23 protein-coding genes are annotated in these 20,790 nt (G+C 53.0%); 17 read left to right on the forward strand and 6 right to left on the reverse strand.

Annotated elements, in window-relative coordinates; all coding sequences use genetic code 11:
- Window positions 1–100 precede the first annotated feature (100 nt).
- From AC6EMZ_RS16715 to trpS, 12 genes are all read left to right on the forward strand, one after another.
- A complete protein-coding gene (locus AC6EMZ_RS16715; RefSeq protein WP_498403811.1) occupies window positions 101–883 on the forward strand; it encodes a DNA utilization protein HofM in 783 nt (260 codons plus the stop codon).
- Window positions 880–1,398, forward strand: a complete 519-nt coding sequence (locus AC6EMZ_RS16720) for a PilN domain-containing protein (RefSeq protein ID WP_498403813.1) — start codon at window positions 880–882, stop codon at window positions 1,396–1,398. The genes AC6EMZ_RS16715 and AC6EMZ_RS16720 overlap by 4 nt, the downstream gene beginning before the upstream one ends.
- A 3-nt stretch (window positions 1,399–1,401) precedes the next feature.
- Complete coding sequence (locus tag AC6EMZ_RS16725; protein ID WP_498403814.1) at window positions 1,402–1,863, forward strand: HofO family protein; 462 nt, start codon at window positions 1,402–1,404, stop codon at window positions 1,861–1,863.
- A complete protein-coding gene (locus tag AC6EMZ_RS16730; RefSeq protein ID WP_498403815.1) occupies window positions 1,853–2,257 on the forward strand; it encodes a HofP DNA utilization family protein in 405 nt (134 codons plus the stop codon). Before AC6EMZ_RS16725 ends, AC6EMZ_RS16730 begins: the two co-directional genes overlap by 11 nt.
- Complete coding sequence (gene hofQ, locus AC6EMZ_RS16735) at window positions 2,166–3,407, forward strand: DNA uptake porin HofQ (RefSeq protein ID WP_498403816.1); 1,242 nt, start codon at window positions 2,166–2,168, stop codon at window positions 3,405–3,407. Before AC6EMZ_RS16730 ends, hofQ begins: the two co-directional genes overlap by 92 nt.
- Before the next feature lie 297 nt (window positions 3,408–3,704).
- Window positions 3,705–4,226 (forward strand): shikimate kinase AroK, encoded by a 522-nt coding sequence (gene aroK / locus AC6EMZ_RS16740; protein WP_498403818.1) that lies wholly within the window; start codon window positions 3,705–3,707, stop codon window positions 4,224–4,226.
- Between the two features lie 57 nt (window positions 4,227–4,283).
- Window positions 4,284–5,372 carry a 3-dehydroquinate synthase gene (gene aroB, locus AC6EMZ_RS16745; protein ID WP_498403820.1) on the forward strand — a complete coding sequence of 363 codons (1,089 nt, stop codon included), beginning with the start codon at window positions 4,284–4,286 and terminating at the stop codon, window positions 5,370–5,372.
- A 92-nt stretch (window positions 5,373–5,464) separates the two neighbouring features.
- Complete coding sequence (gene damX / locus AC6EMZ_RS16750) at window positions 5,465–6,772, forward strand: cell division protein DamX (protein WP_498403821.1); 1,308 nt, start codon at window positions 5,465–5,467, stop codon at window positions 6,770–6,772.
- Between the two features lie 67 nt (window positions 6,773–6,839).
- On the forward strand, window positions 6,840–7,655 hold the full coding sequence (dam, locus tag AC6EMZ_RS16755) for an adenine-specific DNA-methyltransferase (protein ID WP_498403823.1): 816 nt from the start codon (window positions 6,840–6,842) through the stop codon (window positions 7,653–7,655).
- Between the two features lie 41 nt (window positions 7,656–7,696).
- Window positions 7,697–8,374, forward strand: coding sequence for a ribulose-phosphate 3-epimerase (gene rpe, locus AC6EMZ_RS16760; protein ID WP_498403824.1), 678 nt, complete (start codon window positions 7,697–7,699; stop codon window positions 8,372–8,374).
- On the forward strand, window positions 8,367–9,128 hold the full coding sequence (gene gph / locus AC6EMZ_RS16765) for a phosphoglycolate phosphatase (RefSeq protein WP_498403826.1): 762 nt from the start codon (window positions 8,367–8,369) through the stop codon (window positions 9,126–9,128). The genes rpe and gph overlap by 8 nt, the downstream gene beginning before the upstream one ends.
- A complete protein-coding gene (gene trpS / locus AC6EMZ_RS16770) occupies window positions 9,121–10,125 on the forward strand; it encodes a tryptophan--tRNA ligase (RefSeq protein WP_498403828.1) in 1,005 nt (334 codons plus the stop codon). The genes gph and trpS overlap by 8 nt, the downstream gene beginning before the upstream one ends.
- Window positions 10,126–10,183: 58 nt before the next feature.
- On the opposite strand, the gene AC6EMZ_RS16775 is transcribed toward trpS, so the two are convergent.
- The 5 genes from AC6EMZ_RS16775 to nirB form a co-directional block, all read right to left on the reverse strand.
- The gene (locus AC6EMZ_RS16775) at window positions 10,184–10,354 is read right to left on the reverse strand and encodes a YhfL family protein (RefSeq protein WP_061706941.1); all 171 of its coding nucleotides are present in this window, start codon (window positions 10,352–10,354) and stop codon (window positions 10,184–10,186) included.
- 155 nt (window positions 10,355–10,509) lie between these two features.
- A complete protein-coding gene (cysG, locus tag AC6EMZ_RS16780) occupies window positions 10,510–11,883 on the reverse strand; it encodes a siroheme synthase CysG (protein WP_498403830.1) in 1,374 nt (457 codons plus the stop codon).
- Between the two features lie 11 nt (window positions 11,884–11,894).
- Entirely contained in the window at window positions 11,895–12,704 is an 810-nt protein-coding gene (gene nirC / locus AC6EMZ_RS16785; protein WP_498403831.1) for a nitrite transporter NirC, read from the reverse strand.
- Window positions 12,705–12,802: 98 nt separating this feature from the next.
- Complete coding sequence (gene nirD / locus AC6EMZ_RS16790) at window positions 12,803–13,129, reverse strand: nitrite reductase small subunit NirD (RefSeq protein WP_498403832.1); 327 nt, start codon at window positions 13,127–13,129, stop codon at window positions 12,803–12,805.
- A complete protein-coding gene (gene nirB, locus AC6EMZ_RS16795; protein WP_498403833.1) occupies window positions 13,126–15,669 on the reverse strand; it encodes a nitrite reductase large subunit NirB in 2,544 nt (847 codons plus the stop codon). The genes nirD and nirB overlap by 4 nt, the downstream gene beginning before the upstream one ends.
- Before the next feature lie 240 nt (window positions 15,670–15,909).
- Between nirB and AC6EMZ_RS16800 the strand changes: the two genes are divergently transcribed.
- Entirely contained in the window at window positions 15,910–17,226 is a 1,317-nt protein-coding gene (locus tag AC6EMZ_RS16800; RefSeq protein ID WP_498403834.1) for a cytosine deaminase, read from the forward strand.
- Window positions 17,227–17,230: 4 nt separating this feature from the next.
- Here AC6EMZ_RS16800 and tsgA read toward each other — a convergent pair whose 3' ends face one another.
- Complete coding sequence (tsgA, locus tag AC6EMZ_RS16805; protein WP_498403836.1) at window positions 17,231–18,415, reverse strand: MFS transporter TsgA; 1,185 nt, start codon at window positions 18,413–18,415, stop codon at window positions 17,231–17,233.
- A gap of 274 nt (window positions 18,416–18,689) precedes the next feature.
- On the opposite strand from tsgA, the gene ppiA reads away from it, so the two are divergent.
- From ppiA to pabA, 4 genes are all read left to right on the forward strand, one after another.
- Window positions 18,690–19,262: a peptidylprolyl isomerase A gene (gene ppiA, locus AC6EMZ_RS16810; RefSeq protein ID WP_498403838.1), complete on the forward strand. Its 573-nt coding sequence runs from the start codon at window positions 18,690–18,692 to the stop codon at window positions 19,260–19,262.
- A 107-nt stretch (window positions 19,263–19,369) separates the two neighbouring features.
- The gene (gene ficA, locus AC6EMZ_RS16815) at window positions 19,370–19,537 is read left to right on the forward strand and encodes a FicA/YhfG family antitoxin (RefSeq protein WP_498403840.1); all 168 of its coding nucleotides are present in this window, start codon (window positions 19,370–19,372) and stop codon (window positions 19,535–19,537) included.
- Window positions 19,527–20,129: a putative adenosine monophosphate-protein transferase Fic gene (locus AC6EMZ_RS16820; protein WP_498403841.1), complete on the forward strand. Its 603-nt coding sequence runs from the start codon at window positions 19,527–19,529 to the stop codon at window positions 20,127–20,129. The genes ficA and AC6EMZ_RS16820 overlap by 11 nt, the downstream gene beginning before the upstream one ends.
- A gap of 31 nt (window positions 20,130–20,160) precedes the next feature.
- Window positions 20,161–20,724 carry an aminodeoxychorismate synthase component 2 gene (gene pabA, locus AC6EMZ_RS16825; RefSeq protein ID WP_498403843.1) on the forward strand — a complete coding sequence of 188 codons (564 nt, stop codon included), beginning with the start codon at window positions 20,161–20,163 and terminating at the stop codon, window positions 20,722–20,724.
- Window positions 20,725–20,790 lie beyond the last annotated feature (66 nt).

A 20,790-nucleotide genomic window follows, 5' to 3' on the forward strand; every position in this document is an offset into this window, starting at 1 on the left:
TCACTTGGGCAGTTTCTAAACAATCGCGCGGTAGTATAAAGGCAAGCCTGAATCATTGATATAGCCGTCAACCTGATGGTCGATAAGGAGATCGTGAAACATGGCTTTCAAAACATGGCGAACAGGCGTTCATATTCAACAGGATAGCGTTTTAGCCGTTTCGTTAACGAAGGAAAAATCGGGATGGTGTCTGCGCCGCTGGTGGCAAATCCCGCTGGCCGACGATATCGTGCGTGATGCCAAAATTATTCATCCAGAACAATTGGTTATTGCGCTTCTTGGCTGGAGCCAGGCGTTGCCACATCATCACCGGATATTTCTTGCGTTTCCAGCGGTGCGTACGCTGCAAAAAGTCCTCCCTTGCCCGGCAATGAGCCTGCGTGACAGCGAGCAGGTTTCCTGGATTACCTCTGCGCTGTCTCGCGAGTTAGAAATGGCACCCGATGCGCTGTGCTTCGACTACGTGCAAGACACCTTTAGCAAGTCATTTCACGTCACGGCGGCGCAAAACAAAGAGGTTGCGGTGCTTCTGGATATCGCGGCCACGCTGCGGTTGCATCTGGCATCCATCACTCCTGATGCCGGGGCTATGGCAAATTTACTGCCCTCACTGACTCATCCCGTGCAGTGCGTCGCCTGGCGCGACGACAATCATTGGCTGTGGGCGATGCGTCACCAATGGGGGCGAAAGGCGCTCAGTGAGGCCGCAAATAGTGGTGAGTTAGCGGCTTTACTGGCAATCAGCCCCGAAGAGATTGCGTTGTTTGGCCATGATGGTCTTGATCCATTGAGTTTAATGACCTGCTGTCATCCGCCGTTACCCGAGAACGGCGCAGACTTTACGGTTGCCCTGGCCCTCGCGATGGGGGAGATGTACGAGTGAAAACGACCAATTTTTTACCGTGGCGTCGCCTGCGTCAGCAGCGCTGCTGGCGTTTTTGGGGTTTGCTTTTTGTTGGCGCGTTGCTGATCTCGTTCACGATAGCGGCACATCAGCGGGCCAATTATGCTGCCAATGTCCGTGTGTTACAGATGCATCTGACAGGCGATACGCTCATTCAACACGAGCTTGAGATGCGCCATGCGCAGTGGCGAGAGTTAAATGAGAAGTTTCAGCAAAGACAGCAAACGTTGGTATTACAGGCTAAAACGCAGGCCTGGCAGCCTGCGTTAATGGCTTTAGCGTCGGTGATGCCGGAGAAGGCGTGGCTAACACAACTGCGTTATCAACAATCCAGCCTCTCGCTGACAGGATATACCGCGACGCTTTCAGCGCTTACCAAACTGGCAGAATCCTTAAAGCACTTGCCAGGTTTTACGCCTGGAAAGGCGGGAGAATTACAGCAGGATGCCCAGGGGCAGTGGATGTTCAGTTTTAAGCTCCAGAATCAGGAGTGAAGGGTGCAAATAATTTATGAGCGTTGGTGCGAGTGCCGTTTTCGCACGCGATTTCTGTGCTGGAGCATAAGCACTTTCGCCGTTCTGCTGGGCGCATTTTGGATAGTGGTGCGCCCGGCTTCGCAGCAGACCGCAAGCCTTAGTGTCGACCACGAACGCGCGATAACGGCCATAGGCACTTTATGGGTGAGCGCCAGGCAGCATCACGCAGGAGAAGTGGAGCATGAGAGCGCTGCCGTGCTCCCATTTTCCCCGTTGGATTTTCAAACTGGCGGTACGCAGTTGATTCGATGGCAGCCCGATGCCAACGGGGGTGAATTAACGCTGGATGCAGAATGGATAAACATTCCCGTTCTGTTCAACAGGCTGGCGCAGCGGGGGATGGGGGTAATGACGTTTTCTGTCGAGCCCGGTAAATCTCGATTGGTCGTCGTGGTGCGCGTGGAGAGCCTACATGCGAAGTAAATGTCACTGGCTGCTGGTGGGTTCCCTTTTTTTACTGACCGGGATGCGCGATCCCTTTCGCCCGCCGGACGATCGTTGCGCGAGTGGGCAGCTGTCCCATTGGCGCTATCTGGGGATGGTCGGCGGCGCGAATAGCGTCGGAATTGTACAAGATGGGCAGAATCACTGGCGTCGGGTCAGGGAAGACGAGCGCTTTCCTGCCGGCTGGCGCGTGCTGTCCATCAAAGAAACAGAGCTTATCGTCGATGTCGGTGAAGGATGTGAGCCGAAGGCGTGGCGATGGCAACGAGAAGGATCGAAAAATGAAAAGAGCAAGGATAGTCGTTCTGCTGCTGATGCTCAGCAGCCCCGCGTGGGCCAGTCTGGCAAAGAAAGTCACCCTGGCGGTCGATGACGTGCCGGTTGCACAGGTCCTGCAATCACTGGTGGAGCTTGAAAATCGCAACTTAATCATTTCTCCTGATGTGACCGGTACACTTTCTTTGCATCTGTCGCAGGTACCCTGGCGTCAGGCACTGCAAACGGTCGTCACCAGTGCCGGGCTCGTTCTCAGGGAAGAGAGCGGTATCTTTTACGTGCATACCGTTGCCTGGCAGCGTGAGCAACAGACGCGTAATGAAGAAGAGCAAAGCAGAAGGCAGCTTAACGTACCGCTCACCTCGCGCAGTTTTTCTCTGGCTTACGCCGATGCGGGTGAGCTTCAGAAGGCAGCAGAGAAATTGCTGAGTCCAAAAGGGAGTTTATCGGTAGATAAACGCACAAATCGTCTAATGGTGCGCGATATCCCCGGCGTGATGGATGGCGTGCAGCGCTGGGTTGAAGAGATGGATTTACCTGTCGCGCAGGTCGAACTGGCGGCCCATATCGTCACGATTAATGAAAAAAGTCTGCGCGAGCTTGGTGTGAAATGGAACCTTGCTGAGGCCACAGGAGCGGGGTCGCCAGGGCAAGTGACCACACTGGGAGCCGATCTGTCGGTGGCAAATGCCACCACGCATGTGGGTTTTAACATTGGGCGTATTGATGGCAGGCTATTGGATCTCGAGCTTTCAGCGCTTGAACAACAGCAGCAGCTTGAAATTATTGCCAGTCCCCGGCTTTTGGCCTCGCACATGCAACCTGCCAGTATCAAGCAGGGTAGCGAAATCCCTTATCAGGTTTCCAGCGGTGAGAGCGGGGCGACATCGGTAGAGTTCAAAGAGGCGGTGCTGGGTATGGATGTCACGCCGGTTGTGCTACCCAATGGCCGGGTGCGCCTGAAAATTCATATCAGCGAAAATATGCCCGGGCAGGTTTTACAGCAGGCCGATGGCGAAACAATGGCCATTGATAAGCAAGAAATCGAAACTCAGGTTGAAGTCAAAAGTGGAGAAACGCTGGCGCTGGGTGGTATTTTCTCGCAAAAGAACAAAACCGGCAGTGATAGCGTTCCCGGCCTTGGCAAGATTCCCTGGATAGGCCAGCTATTCCGCCATGATGGGAAGGATAACGAGCGGCGCGAGCTGGTGGTGTTTATTACGCCACGGCTGGTCAATATTCAGTAATGGGCAACGATCTCCGTAAGGATTTTGCACCCAGTTTGTTGCAGATGTTTGACGTGGGGCATGAATTAGCATACAAGGAGTACCGATTTGAGTTTCAGCTTATCCAATCTTACCTCTTGTTGCCTTAAGCATCTGGCTTGATGATTTAATCAGTTGCCAAACAAGCAGGACTACTGAGATAATTTTCAGTCTGACTCTCGCACTATCGCATATGAGGTTTCAGTTCATGTCCTGCTACGCCAAGTTTTTGCGAAGCGGGGATTACCATTAACGAATAGTCTTAGTAGTACCGAAAAAATGGCAGAGAAACGCAATATCTTTCTGGTTGGGCCTATGGGTGCCGGCAAAAGCACTATTGGGCGTCAGTTAGCTCAACAACTCAATATGGAATTTTACGATTCTGATCAAGAGATTGAGAAACGAACCGGAGCTGATGTGGGCTGGGTCTTCGATGTAGAAGGCGAAGAAGGTTTCCGTGACCGAGAAGAAAAAGTTATCAATGAACTTACGGAAAAACAGGGCATTGTGCTGGCTACTGGCGGCGGCTCTGTAAAATCTCGCGAAACTCGTAACCGTCTCTCCGCCCGAGGCGTTGTGGTCTATCTTGAGACGACCATTGAAAAACAGCTGGCACGTACGCAGCGTGATAAAAAGCGCCCGTTACTGCAAGTTGAAACGCCTCCTCGCGAAGTTCTGGAAGCATTGGCCGGCGAACGCAATCCTATGTATGAGGAAATTGCCGACGTGACCATTCGTACTGATGATCAAAGCGCTAAAGTGGTTGCAAACCAGATTATTAACATGCTGGAAAGCAACTGATTCTGGCTTTACATACACTCGCCTGCGGGTAAAAGCATTTAAGGTGGATGTCGCGTCATGGAGAGGATTACAGTTACTCTCGGGGAACGTAGTTACCCTATCACCATCGCGGCTGGATTGTTTAACGACCCAGCTTCCTTCTTACCACTGAAAGCGGGTGACCAGGCAATGTTGGTCACCAATGAGACTCTGGCTCCGCTTTATCTCGACAAAATTCGTCATTTGCTGGAACAAGCAGGTGTGAATGTCGACAGTGTGATTTTGCCTGATGGCGAGCAGTATAAAAGCCTGGCGGTGCTTGACACCGTCTTTACCGCACTACTGCAAAAACCGCATGGTCGTGATACTACACTGCTCGCCTTAGGCGGTGGTGTTGTTGGCGATCTTACGGGTTTTGCTGCGGCGAGCTACCAACGCGGTGTTCGCTTTATTCAAGTTCCTACGACCCTGCTGTCGCAGGTCGATTCTTCGGTTGGTGGCAAAACAGCCGTCAACCATCCGCTTGGCAAAAATATGATTGGCGCGTTCTACCAGCCCGCATCGGTGGTGGTGGATCTCGACTGTCTGAACACGCTGCCGAAGCGTGAACTGGCCTCTGGGCTGGCTGAAGTGATCAAGTACGGCATTATTCTGGACAGCGCGTTCTTTAACTGGCTGGAAGAGAATATGGATGCGCTGCTAAGCCTTGATGGTAAAGCGCTGGCTTACTGCATCCGTCGTTGTTGTGAGTTGAAAGCAGAAGTTGTCGCAGCCGACGAGCGTGAAACCGGCTTACGTGCTTTACTGAATCTGGGGCACACGTTTGGCCATGCCATTGAAGCTGAAATGGGTTATGGCAACTGGCTTCATGGCGAAGCAGTGGCGGCGGGCATGGTGATGGCCGCTCGCACATCAGTGCGCCTGGGTCAGTTTAAGAAAGAAGAGACTCAGCGCATCATTACGCTGCTTGAACGTGCGGGTTTACCGGTTACGGGCCCACGTGAAATGTCTGCGCAGGCGTATTTACCTCACATGATGCGCGATAAAAAAGTATTGGCTGGTGAGATGCGCCTGGTGCTCCCGCTTGCTATAGGGAAGAGTGAAGTACGCGGCGGAGTGTCGCATGATGTCGTTCTTGGCGCGATTGCTGACTGTCAGCAGGCGTAACAACTAGAAAGGTCAGGCTGTCGTAAAAGACAGCTAATTTGCTTCAGGTGACATGCAACGTCGTAAGCATGAGCCTTTGAGTGGGGTGTTAAATGGATGAATTCAAACCAGAAGACGAGCTGAAACCCGATCCCAGCGATCGTCGTACTGGTCGTACTCGTCAATCTTCAGAACGTGATAATGAGCCACAAATCAACTTTGATGATGTTGATTTAGACGCTGACGATCGTCGCCCTCCACGTAGCCGCAATGCGCGTGATGAGCGAGAAGAAGAGGTTTACGAGTCGGATGATGATTCAATGGACGAAGAGCCTGTAGAGCCTCGCCCTCGCAAACGTAAAAAAGTGGTGGCTAAAAAACCAGCCTCTCGTCAGTACATCATGATGGGACTTGGCGTCTTTGTGCTGCTGCTGTTGATTATTGGTATCGGCTCTGCGCTGAAAGCACCATCAACGAATTCAAATGAACCAACGCCGTCTGCCGAAAAGAGTATTGCGCTTTCGGGTAACGATGCTGCGGATCAAGCCAACGGTGCGCAACCTGCGCCGGGCACGACGTCTGCCGAACAGACCGCGGGTAATCCTGCGAATGCGCCGCAGGAAGTCTCGCTGCCGCCAGTTTCCTCAACACCGACTCAGGGTCAGGCAATGACCACCCCTGAAGGTCAGCAGCGTGTAGAGGTTCAGGGCGATCTTAACAATGCGCTGACCCAGCCGCAGAGCCAGGAGCAGGTGAACAACGTGGTGGCTAACTCCACGCTGCCAACTGAACCTGCAACCGTGGCACCGATTCGCGGTGGCAATGCCCAGCCGCAAACCGTTGCAACGGAAACTAAGCCGCGTCAGACACAAACTCAAACAGCGACGCCGCGTCCGGAACGCAAGCAGACAGTGATTGAGCCTAAGCGCGAAACCAAACCGCAGACCGTTGCGAAAGCGCCTGAAGCGAAACCCGTTTCTCAGCCTAAGCAGACCGAAACGGCCGTTGTAAGTACGCCAGCTAAAGCCCCAGTCGCTACGGCAACTGCACCGAAGGCAACGGCAACAACGACGGCACCCACTGCTACAGCGGCTCCTGCTGCGACGGCTTCCAGCAGTGCGGCAGCTAAGTCTGCGGGTAACGTCGGTTCGTTGAAGTCTGCGCCATCCAACAACTACACGCTTCAGCTGAGCAGTTCGTCTAACTACGACAACCTGAACAACTGGGCGAAAAAATCGAATCTGAAAAACTATGTGGTTTATCAGTCGACGCGTAACGGACAGCCTTGGTACGTGCTGGTAAGCGGTGTTTACGCTTCTAAAGACGAAGCTAAGCGCGCTGTTTCTACGTTACCTGCTGATGTTCAAGCGAAGAACCCATGGGCGAAACCGATTCATCAGGTTCAGGCCGATTTGAAGTAATGTATAAAGCGCAGGTTGCTGTCGGAGCTTTCTCCACAGCCGGAGAAGGTGTAATCAGTCAGTCAGCATGAAAAAAAATCGCGCTTTTCTAAAATGGGCGGGGGGAAAATTCCCCCTGCTCGACGATATTAAAAAACACCTGCCGAATGGCGAGTGTCTTATCGAGCCCTTCGTGGGCGCAGGGTCTGTGTTTCTCAATACCGACTTTTCTCGCTATATCCTCGCGGATATCAACAGCGATCTTATTAGCCTCTATAACATCGTCAAACTGCGTACCGACGAATACGTCGAAGAAGCGCGTAAGCTCTTCACGCCTGAGACGAACCAGTCGGATGTTTACTACCAGTTTCGCGTCGAGTTTAACCAAAGCCAGGATCCTTTCCGGCGGGCGTTGTTATTCTTGTACCTGAACCGACATGGTTACAATGGCCTGTGCCGGTATAATCTGCGTGGGGAATTTAACGTGCCTTTTGGTCGCTATAAGCGTCCTTACTTCCCGCAGGCGGAGTTGTACCACTTTGCTGAAAAGGCGCAGAATGCGCTTTTCATCTGTGAGTCTTATGCCGATAGCATGGCGCGAGCAGACAACAATTCGGTCGTGTACTGCGATCCTCCGTATGCTCCGCTGACGGCAACGGCAAACTTTACGGCATATCACACCAACAGTTTCAATTTGAAAGAGCAGGTACATTTGGCAGAAATTGCCGAAGGCCTTGTGAACAGGCGTATTCCCGTGCTGATTTCTAATCATGATACGGTGATGACGCGAGAGTGGTATCAGTTAGCGACCAAACTGCATGTCGTCAAAGTTCGGCGCAGCATCAGCAGCAATGGCGGCACACGTAAGAAGGTGGACGAACTGCTGGCTCTTTATCGCCCCTGAGCCGTTTCGCCCGCCGGTAAACACATTTCAAGGAGATGCGGATGAAACAGTTTTTGATTGCTCCCTCAATTTTGTCAGCCGACTTTGCCCGTCTGGGCGAAGATACGGCTAACGCCCTGGCGGCCGGTGCAGACGTGGTTCATTTCGATGTGATGGATAACCACTACGTTCCGAATCTGACCATCGGTCCGATGGTGCTAAAAGCGTTACGTAACTATGGAATCACGGCACCGATTGACGTTCATCTGATGGTCAAACCGGTCGATCGCATCGTGCCTGATTTCGCCGCCGCCGGTGCCAGCATCATTACCTTCCATCCTGAAGCCTCCGAGCATGTCGATCGCACGTTGCAGCTCATCAAAGAAAATGGCTGTAAAGCGGGCCTGGTCTTTAACCCCGCGACATCGCTGAGCTATCTTGACTACGTGATGGACAAGCTGGACGTGATTCTGCTGATGTCCGTCAACCCAGGCTTCGGTGGGCAATCCTTTATCCCACAAACGCTGGATAAGCTGCGCGAAGTACGCCGTCGTATTGATGAGTCTGGCTATGATATTCGTCTCGAAGTGGATGGCGGCGTTAAGGTCAATAACATCGGTGAAATCGCTGCTGCTGGCGCAGATATGTTCGTGGCAGGCTCGGCAATCTTCGATCAGCCGGATTACAAAAAAGTCATTGATGAAATGCGCGGTGAACTGGCAAAGGTAAGTCATGAATAAATTGCAGGCAATTCGAGGGGTAGCGTTCGACCTCGATGGTACGCTGGTCGACAGCGCGCCGGGTTTAACCAGCGCCGTCGATCGGGCGCTGTATGCGCTTGAGTTGCCCGTTGCGGGTGAAGATCGTGTCATCACCTGGATTGGTAATGGCGCTGACGTACTCATGGAGCGGGCGCTTACATGGGCGCGTCAAGAGCGAGCCATTCTGCGTTCCTCGCAGGGTATACCTGGCGTGGATCATGCTGATATCCCGCAGGATGAGCAGTTGCGCCTTCTGCGTAAGTTGTTCCACCGCTACTATGAAGAGACCGTGGAAGAGGGCAGTTTTCTGTTCCCGGACGTGGTGGAAACTTTACGCGCGCTGCATGCTAAAGGGATGCCGCTTGCGCTGGTGACTAACAAGCCTACGCCATTTGTTGCGCCCCTGCTGGAAGCGCTGGATATCGCGAAGTATTTTTCCGTTATCGTCGGTGGCGATGATGTGCAGAACAAAAAGCCACACCCGGAACCGATCCTGTTAGTGGCAGGAAAATTATCCTTAACGCCTGAACAGCTGCTCTTTGTCGGTGATTCGCGTAATGATATTCTGGCTGCTAAAGCCGCAGGATCACCTTCTGTCGGCTTAACCTATGGCTACAACTACGGTGAATCCATCACGCTAAGTGAGCCGGACGTGGTGTTCGATAGCTTTAAAGATTTATTGCCCGCACTTGGGCTTCCGCACAGTGAAAATCAGGAATCGAAAAATGACTAAGCCCATCGTTTTTAGTGGCGCACAGCCTTCAGGTGAATTAACCATTGGTAACTACATGGGTGCGCTGCGTCAGTGGGTTAGCATGCAGGATGACTATCACTGCATCTACTGCATCGTAGATTTGCATGCGATAACGGCTCGCCAGGATCCTGAGAAGCTGCGTAAAGCTACGCTGGATACGCTGGCACTTTATCTGGCGTGCGGTATCGATCCTGAGAAAAGCACTATTTTTGTCCAGTCTCACGTGCCGGAACACGCGCAGTTGGGCTGGGCATTGAACTGCTACACCTACTTTGGTGAGCTGAGCCGCATGACTCAGTTCAAAGATAAGTCCGCTCGTTACTCCGAGAATATTAATGCCGGACTGTTTGATTATCCGGTATTGATGGCGGCTGACATTCTGCTGTACCAGACCAATCAGGTTCCGGTTGGCGAAGACCAGAAACAGCACCTGGAGCTGAGCCGCGATATCGCGCAGCGCTTCAATGCAATTTATGGTGACGTCTTCAAAGTGCCTGAGCCGTTCATTCCGAAATCAGGTGCACGCGTGATGTCCCTGCTTGAGCCGACCAAAAAGATGTCCAAGTCTGACGATAACCGCAATAACGTTATCGGCCTGCTGGAAGATCCGAAAGCGGTGGTCAAGAAGCTGAAACGTGCGGTCACTGACTCCGATGAGCCGCCAGTGGTGCGTTACGACGTGCAGAATAAAGCGGGCGTGTCGAACCTGCTGGATATCCTTTCCGGTGTTACCGGTCAGAGCATTCCTGAGCTGGAACAGCACTTCGAAGGCAAGATGTATGGTCACCTGAAAGGCGAAGTCGCTGACGCCGTATCTGGCATGCTGGTGGAGCTACAGGAGCGCTATAACCGTTTCCGTAATGACGAAGCCTTCCTGCAACAGGTGATGAGAGACGGGGCGGATAAAGCCAGCGCGCGCGCGTCTGAAACGCTGAAAGCGGTGTATGAAGCGATTGGTTTTGTGGCTAAGCCTTAATTAGCATCACATATAAAAAAACCGGGAAATTCCCGGTTTTTTTATGCCTGCAAAAAGCTTACTGCTGTGCTGCTGGACCGCAACCACCGATGATCTTAGAAATCGAGATCGCCGGGTGCAGAAGGTAATCGTAACTGCAGTTATTTTTAGTGTTCTGAACGTGACCTGTACACGCGGTCAGGGTCGATAACATACCCACTACAAGAGCGGCCTTTGCCAGTTTAAACATACTCTTTCCTTGTCTTTGACAAACTTTCTTTGGATGTAACACGAGGGAATAAATGGAAAAGATCCATTTCGCGGGAGGTATGTTAACGACAGGCGTAAGAAGGGAGTAGTCCAGTTAAGGACTACTCTTAATAAGGGTATTGTGCGGGGGGGGAATTAGTGGTTCGAGAACCAGTTTAGCTTTTCACGCAGCTCGACGACGCGACCGACAATGATGAGCGCAGGGCTTTCTACCTGTTGCGCCAGTTCTCCAAGCTGAGTGAGCACGCCGCTAACGACACGCTGTGTAATGGCCGTACCATTCTCAACCAGGGCAACGGGCATATCGTCATTCATGCCGTGTTCAAGCAGTTTTGCCTGGATCGTGGCGGCTTGATTCAGCCCCATATAGAATACCAGGGTTTGTTTTTCTGCTGCCAGATTGTGCCAGTCAAGCTCGCTGCCTGTTTTCAGGTGGCCCGTCACCAGGCGAACGCTTTGCGCGTAGTCGCGATGGGTCAGTGGAATACCTGAATAAGCAGAACAGCCAGAGGCTGCGGTAATGCCTGGCACCACGGAGAACGGAATGCCCGCGTTGCACAGGGTTTCTAGCTCCTCGCCGCCCCGCCCGAAAATAAAGGGATCGCCGCCTTTCAGACGCACCACTCGCTTCCCTTTTTGCGCTTCGCGCAGCAGGATTTGGTTGATCTCCTCCTGCGGAACGCAGTGGTAGCCCGCGCGTTTTCCGACAAAGATACGGTCCGCGTCGCGACGGACCAGATTCATGATGTCATCAGAGACCAGTCGGTCGTAAACCACAATGTCTGCCTGCTGAATTTGCTGTAGGCCTTTAAGCGTTAACAAACCAGCGTCTCCCGGTCCTGCGCCCACCAGCACCACTTCACCGCGAAGGTCTAGCGGTTCGCTCAGCAGGCGTTCGGTTGTCTCTTCGACGGCCTTTTGGTCCTGATTTGCCAGCGACTGCGCCAGACGGTCATTGACGAAGAATTTTTCCCAGAAACGACGGCGCTCGCCAACCGTCCCAAAGGTTTGCTTCACCCGGGCGCGGAGTTGCCCTGCATACTGTGCAACCTGCCCTAAATGCTGGGGCAGTATGGATTCGAGCTTCTCGCGTAATAAACGTGCCAGCACTGGCGAAGTGCCGCCAGATGAGATTGCCACCATCAACGGTGAGCGATCGATAATCGACGGCATGATAAAGCTGGCTTCTTTTGGCGCATCGACCACGTTGCAGAAAATACGACGGATTTCGCAGGCATCGCTAACGCGCTGGTTAACTTCATCGTCATCCGTGGCGGCAATGGTCAACCAGCAGGTATCAAGCAGGGTTTCGTTAAACTCACCCTGCACCAGGGTCAGCATCCCTTCCTTCGCCCATACGGTAAACTGTGGGTCGAAGGCGAGGGCGTTTACGGTCAGTCGGGCACCTGCCTCTAACAGCAGTCGTGCTTTGCGTTCAGCCACATCCCCACCGCCTACAAGCAGGCAGTCGCGATGACGTAATTGACAGAAAATCGGCAGGTGATTCACGACATTACCTCTTAAGAATTGGCTTTCGCCTGTGCAGTTGCGATGGTTACTGGAGTCGGACGCTCCGCTTTCGGAGTAGCATACCAGTATCCTAAGCCCATAAATACTGCACCCGAAAGGGTATTACCCAGGGTTACCCACAACAGATTATGTCCAATACCGGAAAGGGTATAAGCCTCGCTGTGGTGACCGAACCAGGAGAGGGCAAAAAGGGTCATGTTGGCAACGGAGTGCTCGTAGCCGGAGGCGATAAACGCCAGCAAACACCACCAGATAGCGATGAACTTCGCGGCACCTTCCGTACGGATTGCCATCCAGATTGCCAGGCAAACCAGCCAGTTACACAGCACACCTTTAAAGAACAGCACCATCGCAGGCTGCGTTGTTTTTGCCAGCGCAACGGTATGCACGATGCTGGTGTCAATCGGTAGAAGCCCGCCGCCGCCCCAGCTATACAGCAAAGCAACGAACACTGACCCCAATAAATTCCCCACCCAGGTTTGCGGAAGAATTGCCCACATCTGCCCCTGGCTGATGGTCCCGGCTTTAACGCCCAGCGTCAGGAACATGGTGTGACCGGTAAAAAGTTCAGAACCGGCGATAATCACCAGGGTTAAGGCGATGCCAAAGGTCGCCCCCATCACCAGCGGACGAATTGACGGGTCGAGCAGATTACCGAGAGTGAAAATTAAAATAATCCCCAGGCCCACATACGCCCCCGCCATGGCGGAACTGACCCAAAAACCAAGAGGATTATTTTTGCTGAGGCGTGCGATGCGCGCAGCGTTAGCCGCACACTTATTAATGGTGTCTGCAAACATGTGATTACCCGTAAGTTTTTAAAATATAAATAGAAAAAAAGAAAAATAAAATAACGACCTGGATAAAACAATGGGAGGCATTGCGCCTCCCATTACGATTAACCTCTCAGCTGCACGTTGCCGTCTTTTACACGCACGTCGTAGTGTTTCACGGAGTGGCTTTCATCTTCCATGCAGTGTCCGTCGCTTAAACGGAAACGCTGTTTTTTCAGTGGGCTAGCCACCCACAGTTCGCCCTGGTGCTCCGCGATCAAGCCGCGAGACAGCACGCTGGCTTCAAAGAACGGGTCAATATTGCTGATGGCAAAAACCTGCTCATCGTGGCGAGGACGGAAGATAGCAACATGCTCTTTACCCAGCAGCGCGCAAACGCCAGTGGCGGGAATGATGTCGTTAATTTTGCAGATATTTACCCACTGGCTCATGCGTTTTCCTCCACCAGAGTCACCGGAATGCGTTCATATGGCGTCGCCGGGCGATGCTGTTCACGTTCAGGAACAATTTGTACGTTCGGGTCGCGCTGGGTGCTGTTGATGAAGTGTTTGAAGCGAACCTGTGCCGCTGGCGTATTGACGGTCTCGGTCCACTCGCAAATCACCGCTTCACGCAGGCGTGCAATCTCTTCTTCCAGATGCTCGTTCAGGCCCAGCTTGTCATCGATGATGACTGACTTCAGATACTCGATGCCGCCTTCCAGATTATCCAGCCATGACGCGGTACGAGTCAGTTTGTCGGCAGTGCGGATGTAGAACATCATAAAGCGATCGAGATACTGCAATAGCGTTTCGCGATCGAGGTCTGCTGCCAGCAGGTCAGCGTGACGCGGTTTCATCCCGCCGTTACCACAAACGTACAGGTTCCAGCCTTTCTCAGTCGCGATGATACCCACGTCTTTACCCTGCGCTTCCGCACATTCGCGGGTACAGCCGGAGACACCGAACTTCATTTTGTGCGGGGTACGAATACCTTTGTAGCGGTTTTCCAGCTCCACGCCGAAGCCGACGCTATCGCCCACACCGTAGCGGCACCAGGTGCTGCCGACGCAGGTTTTTGCCATACGCAGCGCTTTGGCATACGCGTGGCCGGTTTCGAAGCCCGCTTCAATCAGCTGACGCCAGATTTCTGGCAGGTCGTCTTTTTGCGCGCCAAACAGGCCGATACGCTGGGAACCGGTAATTTTGGTGTACAGGTTAAATTCGCGCGCCACACGACCGACTGCGACCAGGCCTTCGGGGGTAATTTCACCACCGGCAGAGCGTGGGATCACCGAGTAGGTTCCGTCTTTCTGGATATTGGCCAGGAAGTTGTCGTTGGTATCCTGCAACGGCGTGTGTTCTGGTTTGAGAACATATTCATTCCAGCACGAGGCCAGCAGGGAACCGACGGTCGGCTTACAGACTTCACAGCCATAACCCTGGCCGTGTTTTTCCAGCAGCTCGTTGAAGGATTTGATGCCTTCGACGCGAATGAGGTGGTAGATCTCCTGACGCGAATAAGCAAAGTGTTCGCACAGGTTGTTGTTTACTTCGATGCCTTGTTTCGCCAGTTCGGCGTTCAGCACCTGAGTCACCAGTGGGATACAGCCGCCGCAACCAGTTCCGGCCTTGGTTTCCGCTTTCAGTGCCGCAACGGTATGGCAGCCTTTGTTAATGGCGGCAACCAGCATGCCTTTGGTGACGTCAAAGCAGGAGCAAATCTGCGCGCTGTCCGGCAGTTTATCGACGCCGATAGAAGGCTTACCGTTAGAGGCATGGGCAGGCAGAATCAGCGCGTCCGGGTTCTCCGGCAGTTCGATAGCATTCAGCACCAGTTGCAACAAGTTGCCATAATCACTGGTATCGCCGACCAGCACTGCGCCCAGCAGGGTTTTGTTGTCCGGGCTGACGATCAGACGTTTGTAGACCTCTTTGCTTTCGTCCAGGTAAACGTAGCTACGGGAGTTTGGCGTGCGACCGTGTGCATCACCAATCCCGCCCACATCCACGCCCAACAGCTTAAGCTTGGCGCTCATGTCTGCACCGGTAAAGGCGTTTTCATGGCCGAGGATGTGGTCAGCGGTGACCTGCGCCATTTTATAACCCGGTGCGACCAGGCCATAGACTCGGTTGTCCCAGCTGGCGCATTCGCCGATAGCGTAAATGTCCGGGTCAGAGGTCTGGCAGGAATTATTAATCATGATGCCGCCGCGCTGAGCCACGGCCAGACCACATTGGGTCGCCAGTTTGTCGCGCGGGCGGATACCGGTCGAAAAGACGATAAAGTCGACTTCCAGGTCGCTGCCATCGGCAAAGCGCATGGTTTTGCGCCCTTCAGTGCCTTCCTGCACGATCTCTTTGGTATTTTTGCTGGTGTGAACTTTCACACCCATACTTTCGATTTTACGACGAAGCTGGTCGCCACCCATGTGGTCGAGCTGCTCGGCCATCAGCATCGGGGCAAATTCGATGACGTGGGTTTCGACGCCTAAGTTTTTCAGTGCGCCAGCGGCTTCAAGTCCTAACAGACCACCACCCACGACGGCGCCGCGTTTACTGCGGCGTGCGCAGGACTCGATCGCTTTAAGGTCTTCAATGGTACGATATACGAAGCAATCCTGTGTTTCTGAGCCTTTGATCGGCGGGATCCACGGGTATGAGCCAGTCGCCATGATCAGCTTGTCGTAAAACACCGTGCGTCCGGCGCTGGAGTGAATCACTTTTTCCTGACGGTTGATGGTGATAGCGCGCTCGCCAATCAGCACTTTTACGCCATGCTTCTCGTAATAACCGTCACGGACCAAAGAAAGTTCTTCAGCGGTGTGGTGGGAGAAGTAGGAGGAAAGGTGCACACGGTCGTATGCTTTACGGGGTTCTTCACAGAAGACGGTAATATCAAACTGAGCGGCGTCAGCTTTATCGAGAAGGTCCTCAATAAAGCGATGGCCGACCATGCCGTTACCAATAATCGCGAGTCTGACTTTGCTCATTTTTGCCTCGATTTCTTTTCTATTACTGCCTACCTTAACGATTCAGCAAAGGTACTTATTGATGCAAATCAAATACGCCTTCAACTACTCCCTAGTGGGTAGATCACTGATTTGTCGGGTTTTTTATAAGTAACGGAAATAGCTCGCTTTTCGTGAGCGTCGATTTTGTGTACAAAATAGAGCGCTAATTTTTAAAATGGCGTACTCCTAAATTTCAGCAGCGTTTTTCAGGGGAAAGAGATGTCTACAACACCGCTTTGGCTGGTTCAAAATGTTCGATTGCCAGGTCGAGAAGGGCTTTGGCAAATTGCCATTGAGCAGGGGCGTTTTGGCGAAATTATCCCGATGGGAGAGGGGCGCGACGAGAGCTATGAGGTTCTGAACGCGCGCGGTGGCCTGGCAATACCGCCGTTTATTGAGCCTCATATCCACCTCGATACCACGCAAACTGCCGGTGAGCCGAACTGGAACCAATCCGGGACGTTGTTCGAGGGCATCGAACGCTGGGCGGAACGTAAGGCGTTACTGAGCCACGAAGATGTTAAAGCGCGGGCGTGGAAGACGCTGAAGTGGCAGATTGCCAACGGGATCCAGTTTGTTCGTACCCACGTAGACGTTTCTGATCCAACGCTGACGGCCCTGAAGGCGATGCTGGAAGTGAAGCAAGAGGTCGCTCCGTGGGTCACCCTGCAAATCGTGGCCTTTCCGCAGGAGGGGATCCTCTCCTACCCCAACGGCGCAGCGTTGCTGGAAGAAGCCTTACGCCTGGGCGCGGACGTGGTCGGAGCCATTCCCCACTTTGAGTTCACACGCGAATACGGCGTGCAGTCGCTGCATATCGCCTTTGAGTTGGCGAAAAAATATGACCGTCCGCTGGATATTCACTGCGATGAAATTGACGATGAACAATCGCGCTTCATCGAAACGGTCGCCACGCTGGCCTATGAAGCTGGCATCGGTTCGCGCGTGACGGCCAGCCACACCACCGCGATGCACTCCTACAATGGCGCGTATACCTCACGGCTGTTCCGCCTGCTGAAAATGTCCGGCATTAACTTTGTCGCTAACCCGCTGGTGAACATTCATTTGCAGGGACGTTTTGACGATTATCCGAAGCGTCGGGGCATCACTCGCGTGAAGGAGTTGCAGGAGGCGGGTATCAACGTCTGCTTTGGTCATGATGATGTCTTTGACCCGTGGTATCCGTTGGGCACCGGCAACATGCTACAGGTGCTGCATATGGGGCTGCACGTTTGTCAGATGATGGGTTATCAGCAGATCGACAGTGGCCTCAATCTGATCACCCACAACAGCGCGCGTACTTTCGGCCTGACTGATTACGGCATTGAAAAGGGCAACCCGGCGAACCTGATTATCCTTCCGGTGGAAAATGGCTTTGAAGCGGTCCGTTGTCAGGTGCCGGTGCGCTGGTCGATTCGTCAGGGAAGGGTGATTGCGACAACGCAGCTGGCGCAAACGTGGATTCAGACGGATAGCGGGGGAGAAGAGGTGAGTTTTACCAGCAATAGCCCCTTCGCTGAGCGCAAAGGGGCCTAGAGGCTTACTGTGAAGCCGCTACCGTGTTGTGCTGACGGTGGCGGGTCACAAAGCCCAGCACCAGACACATCACAAATACCACCGCGTACAGACCATTAGAGGTTTGCAGCGCCGCCAGCGGGCCGCTGTGCGCCACGATCGGGCCAGTGACCACGAAGGTCAGCATGGTGCCAATGGTGCCGCAGGTCAGAACAAAGTTAACCAGCTTCGGAGAGGCCACTTTGGTTTGCAGGGAACCGAGCGTAATAATGGAGGTATAAATTGCGCTGGAGAAGAAACCAAGCGTCAGAATGAACCACACCATATGCTCTGGAGAACCGTTGATGAACAAATACATCAGCACGGTCGCCAGACCCGCCAGCACGGTCAGGATGCGTTGCAAATCGAAGAAACGCAGAATGAAGCTAAACGCCCACATCCCGAACATGTAAGACATCCAGAAATCGCTGACCAGCTTGCCCGCGTCATTCAGACTCATGCCCAGGCTTTTGGCGTATTCCGGAACCCAGGAGATAAAGCCCAACTGGCCGAGGATGTAGCACAGGGCGGCAACGGACAGAAACAGCACACCAATCCCCCATTTTTCTTTCGCCACTGGCTCTGAGGTTTGCTGTGCTTTTTTGCCCAGGACCGGGAAGTCGCAGCCGAAGGTCAGAATGAAGATGGCAACGTACACCAGGCCGATACACGCATACACCCAGTACCACTCAATGCTGCGAGCCAGCAGAACGGCGGCCACCATCGGGAAGACCATCCCAGCCATGCTGAAGAAGGAGTCCGTAAACAGCAGGCGAGCCCCGCGCTGACGGCCTTCATACATATGGGTTATCAGGAAGGTACCAATCGACATGGTGATCCCGCTGACCAGACCCAGTACAAACATGGAAGCGGAGAACAGTGCGATGCTGTGGCTGACCATCAAACCGGCGACGGCGGCAAGCATTAGCACAAAGCCAAAGCGCAGCTGGGTTTTCAGCGGCACGATTTCCATCAGCCAGGCGTTCAAGAAAATAGAGATCAGGATCCCGGCATTCAGGAAGGTAAACGTGTTGCTCATGCTGGAAACGGGCAGTTGGAAGTAGTTTGCGATATCTCCCATCACCATCCCGGTGACGATCACCAACGCACCGGTAAGGGCGTAGGAGAAGAAGCTGATCCATGTGAGCTTAATGCGATTGCTGTTAGTCATGTCTTGTCTTCGTAAAATTGGAGCGCAATGGCTGCGCTCGGGCGGGCAGATTTTAGACTTTAAAGTGATCCATTTATATCTTCTGACGGTAATTAGATCTCGTTTGCAGGATTTTGTGTGATCTTGATCACATATAATTATCCTCCAACCAACCGTTTGCGCGGTTACAAATGTTTCAAATTGGTAAAATTAGGTAAAAGACTGGTCTCCGTCCATACTGCTCTTTAGAATCAAGCCATTCGCTTTCGTTACTGCGCTTTGTTAAGGAATTCTCATGCTCAAATCCACACTGGCGGCTGTCGCAGCTGTGCTTGCTCTCTCTGCCGTTTCCCCTGCTGCGCTGGCAGCTAAAGGCGACCCTCACGTCCTGCTGACCACCTCCGCCGGGAATATTGAGCTGGAACTCAACAGCCAGAAAGCTCCCGTTTCTGTGAAAAACTTCCTCGATTATGTGAACAGTGGTTTTTATAACAACACCACGTTCCACCGCGTGATCCCAGGCTTTATGTTGCAGGGCGGCGGTTTTAACGAGCAGATGCAGCAAAAGCAGCCGAACGCGCCAATTAAAAACGAAGCGGACAACGGCCTGCGCAATACTCGTGGCACCATCTCAATGGCGCGCACCGCAGACAAAGACAGCGCAACCAGCCAGTTCTTCCTGAACGTTGCAGACAATGCCTTCCTCGATCATGGCCAGCGTGACTTTGGTTATGCGGTATTTGGTAAAGTGGTGAAAGGGATGGATGTGGCCGATAAGATTTCTCAGGTCCAGACGCACGACGTTGGTCCTTACCAGAATGTGCCGACAAAACCGGTCGTTATCCTGTCCGCAAAAGTTCTGCCTTAACCTTTTCCTCTGCGGGCGGTCCTCGCCCGCTTTGCTTGCGTCTCCCTGCGAAAGCGCGTTTTGCTGCTTATACTTGTGGCAAACGGACACATTCAGGGAGGCGCGAAGTGAAAAAACTCACCGACAAACAAAAATCCCGACTCTGGGAACATCAACGCAACGCGAATTTTCAGGCCAACCGCCGTCTCGAAGGGGTGGAAAGCGCCTTAGTGACGCTGAGTGCAGAAGAGGCGCAAGCCCGTCTTGAAGAACTCAGGAGGCACTATGAGCGATAAAATTGGCGACGATCGCGACCCGTATCTCTATCCTGATCTGAATGTGATGCGCAATCTGCTGAACATCCGCCAGGCCGAGCGGCTGGCGCAGGCATCCTACGAGCTTACCGCGCTTCGCGCAGCAACCCTTCCCCTGGGGCCACCGGCCCGTGGGTTGCCGCATCTGTGCGCCATACATCGCCATCTTTATCAGGATATCTTTGATTGGGCGGGGGATATCCGGGAAGTCGATATCTATAAAGGCGATACGCGGTTTTGCCACTTTGCCTATATCGAGAAAGAGGGCAATGGCCTGATGCAGGATCTGGAAGAAGAGGGCTATCTTTCAGGGCTTGAACGCGAAGCGTTTATTGCCAGGCTCAGCCACTATTATTGCGAAATAAACGTACTGCATCCGTTCCGGATTGGTAATGGCATTGCCCAGCGCATCTTCTTTGAACAACTGGCAATCCATGCGGGCTATCAGCTCAGCTGGCGGGACATCAAACCGGATGCATGGTCTGCGGCCAATCAGAGCGGGGCAATGGGCGATTTAACCGAGCTCACTGTCATCTTCGCCAAAGTAGTGAAAGAAGCGCGGGAAACTGAGTAGAATAGGGCGGCCATTTTGTTCGGGAGCCGCCATGATTTTGCTGATTGATAACTATGATTCTTTCACCTGGAATCTTTACCAGTATTTTTGCGAGCTGGGTGCCGAAGTGGTTGTCCGTCGCAACGACGAGATTACGTTGGCGGATATAGATGCGCTGGCTCCGCAAAAAATCGTTATCTCTCCCGGCCCTTGTACGCCCTCTGAATCGGGTATTTCACTGGATGTGATACGCCACTACGCGGGAAAGTTGCCGATTCTTGGCGTCTGCCTGGGTCACCAGGCAATCGGCCAGGTCTTTGGCGCGACGATCGTGCGGGCCGCGAAGGTGATGCACGGTAAAACCTCACCCGTCACCCATTCTGGAACCGGCGTATTTCATGGCCTGAACAATCCCCTCACCGTCACGCGATATCATTCGCTGGTGATTGATCCTCCTACACTGCCCGAGTGCTTTGACGTCACTGCATTGAGCGATACTCAGGAGATCATGGGGATACGCCACCGCGAGTGGGATCTGGAAGGCGTGCAGTTCCATCCGGAAAGCATTCTCAGTGAGCAGGGCCATCAACTGCTGGCTAATTTCCTCAATCGCTGAATTTTAATTGCCTTGTTGTGATTTTTTATGCATATTTTGTGATTATATTTTCACAATGAATGTGAC

It is taken from the genome of Enterobacter sp. SCRI0065 (assembly GCF_059766475.1).

Coding starts and splice junctions, on each gene's coding strand:
- gph (WP_498403826.1), top strand. CDS start 8,367: ATGAATAAATTGCAGGCAATTCGAGGGGTAGCGTTCGACCTCGATGGT.
- AC6EMZ_RS16730 (WP_498403815.1), top strand. CDS start 1,853: ATGCGAAGTAAATGTCACTGGCTGCTGGTGGGTTCCCTTTTTTTACTG.
- hofQ (WP_498403816.1), top strand. CDS start 2,166: ATGAAAAGAGCAAGGATAGTCGTTCTGCTGCTGATGCTCAGCAGCCCC.
- nirB (WP_498403833.1), bottom strand. CDS start 15,669: ATGAGCAAAGTCAGACTCGCGATTATTGGTAACGGCATGGTCGGCCAT.
- aroK (WP_498403818.1), top strand. CDS start 3,705: ATGGCAGAGAAACGCAATATCTTTCTGGTTGGGCCTATGGGTGCCGGC.
- AC6EMZ_RS16800 (WP_498403834.1), top strand. CDS start 15,910: ATGTCTACAACACCGCTTTGGCTGGTTCAAAATGTTCGATTGCCAGGT.
- trpS (WP_498403828.1), top strand. CDS start 9,121: ATGACTAAGCCCATCGTTTTTAGTGGCGCACAGCCTTCAGGTGAATTA.
- nirC (WP_498403831.1), bottom strand. CDS start 12,704: ATGTTTGCAGACACCATTAATAAGTGTGCGGCTAACGCTGCGCGCATC.
- dam (WP_498403823.1), top strand. CDS start 6,840: ATGAAAAAAAATCGCGCTTTTCTAAAATGGGCGGGGGGAAAATTCCCC.
- rpe (WP_498403824.1), top strand. CDS start 7,697: ATGAAACAGTTTTTGATTGCTCCCTCAATTTTGTCAGCCGACTTTGCC.
- AC6EMZ_RS16775 (WP_061706941.1), bottom strand. CDS start 10,354: ATGTTTAAACTGGCAAAGGCCGCTCTTGTAGTGGGTATGTTATCGACC.
- AC6EMZ_RS16820 (WP_498403841.1), top strand. CDS start 19,527: ATGAGCGATAAAATTGGCGACGATCGCGACCCGTATCTCTATCCTGAT.
- AC6EMZ_RS16715 (WP_498403811.1), top strand. CDS start 101: ATGGCTTTCAAAACATGGCGAACAGGCGTTCATATTCAACAGGATAGC.
- pabA (WP_498403843.1), top strand. CDS start 20,161: ATGATTTTGCTGATTGATAACTATGATTCTTTCACCTGGAATCTTTAC.
- ppiA (WP_498403838.1), top strand. CDS start 18,690: ATGCTCAAATCCACACTGGCGGCTGTCGCAGCTGTGCTTGCTCTCTCT.
- nirD (WP_498403832.1), bottom strand. CDS start 13,129: ATGAGCCAGTGGGTAAATATCTGCAAAATTAACGACATCATTCCCGCC.
- tsgA (WP_498403836.1), bottom strand. CDS start 18,415: ATGACTAACAGCAATCGCATTAAGCTCACATGGATCAGCTTCTTCTCC.
- damX (WP_498403821.1), top strand. CDS start 5,465: ATGGATGAATTCAAACCAGAAGACGAGCTGAAACCCGATCCCAGCGAT.
- aroB (WP_498403820.1), top strand. CDS start 4,284: ATGGAGAGGATTACAGTTACTCTCGGGGAACGTAGTTACCCTATCACC.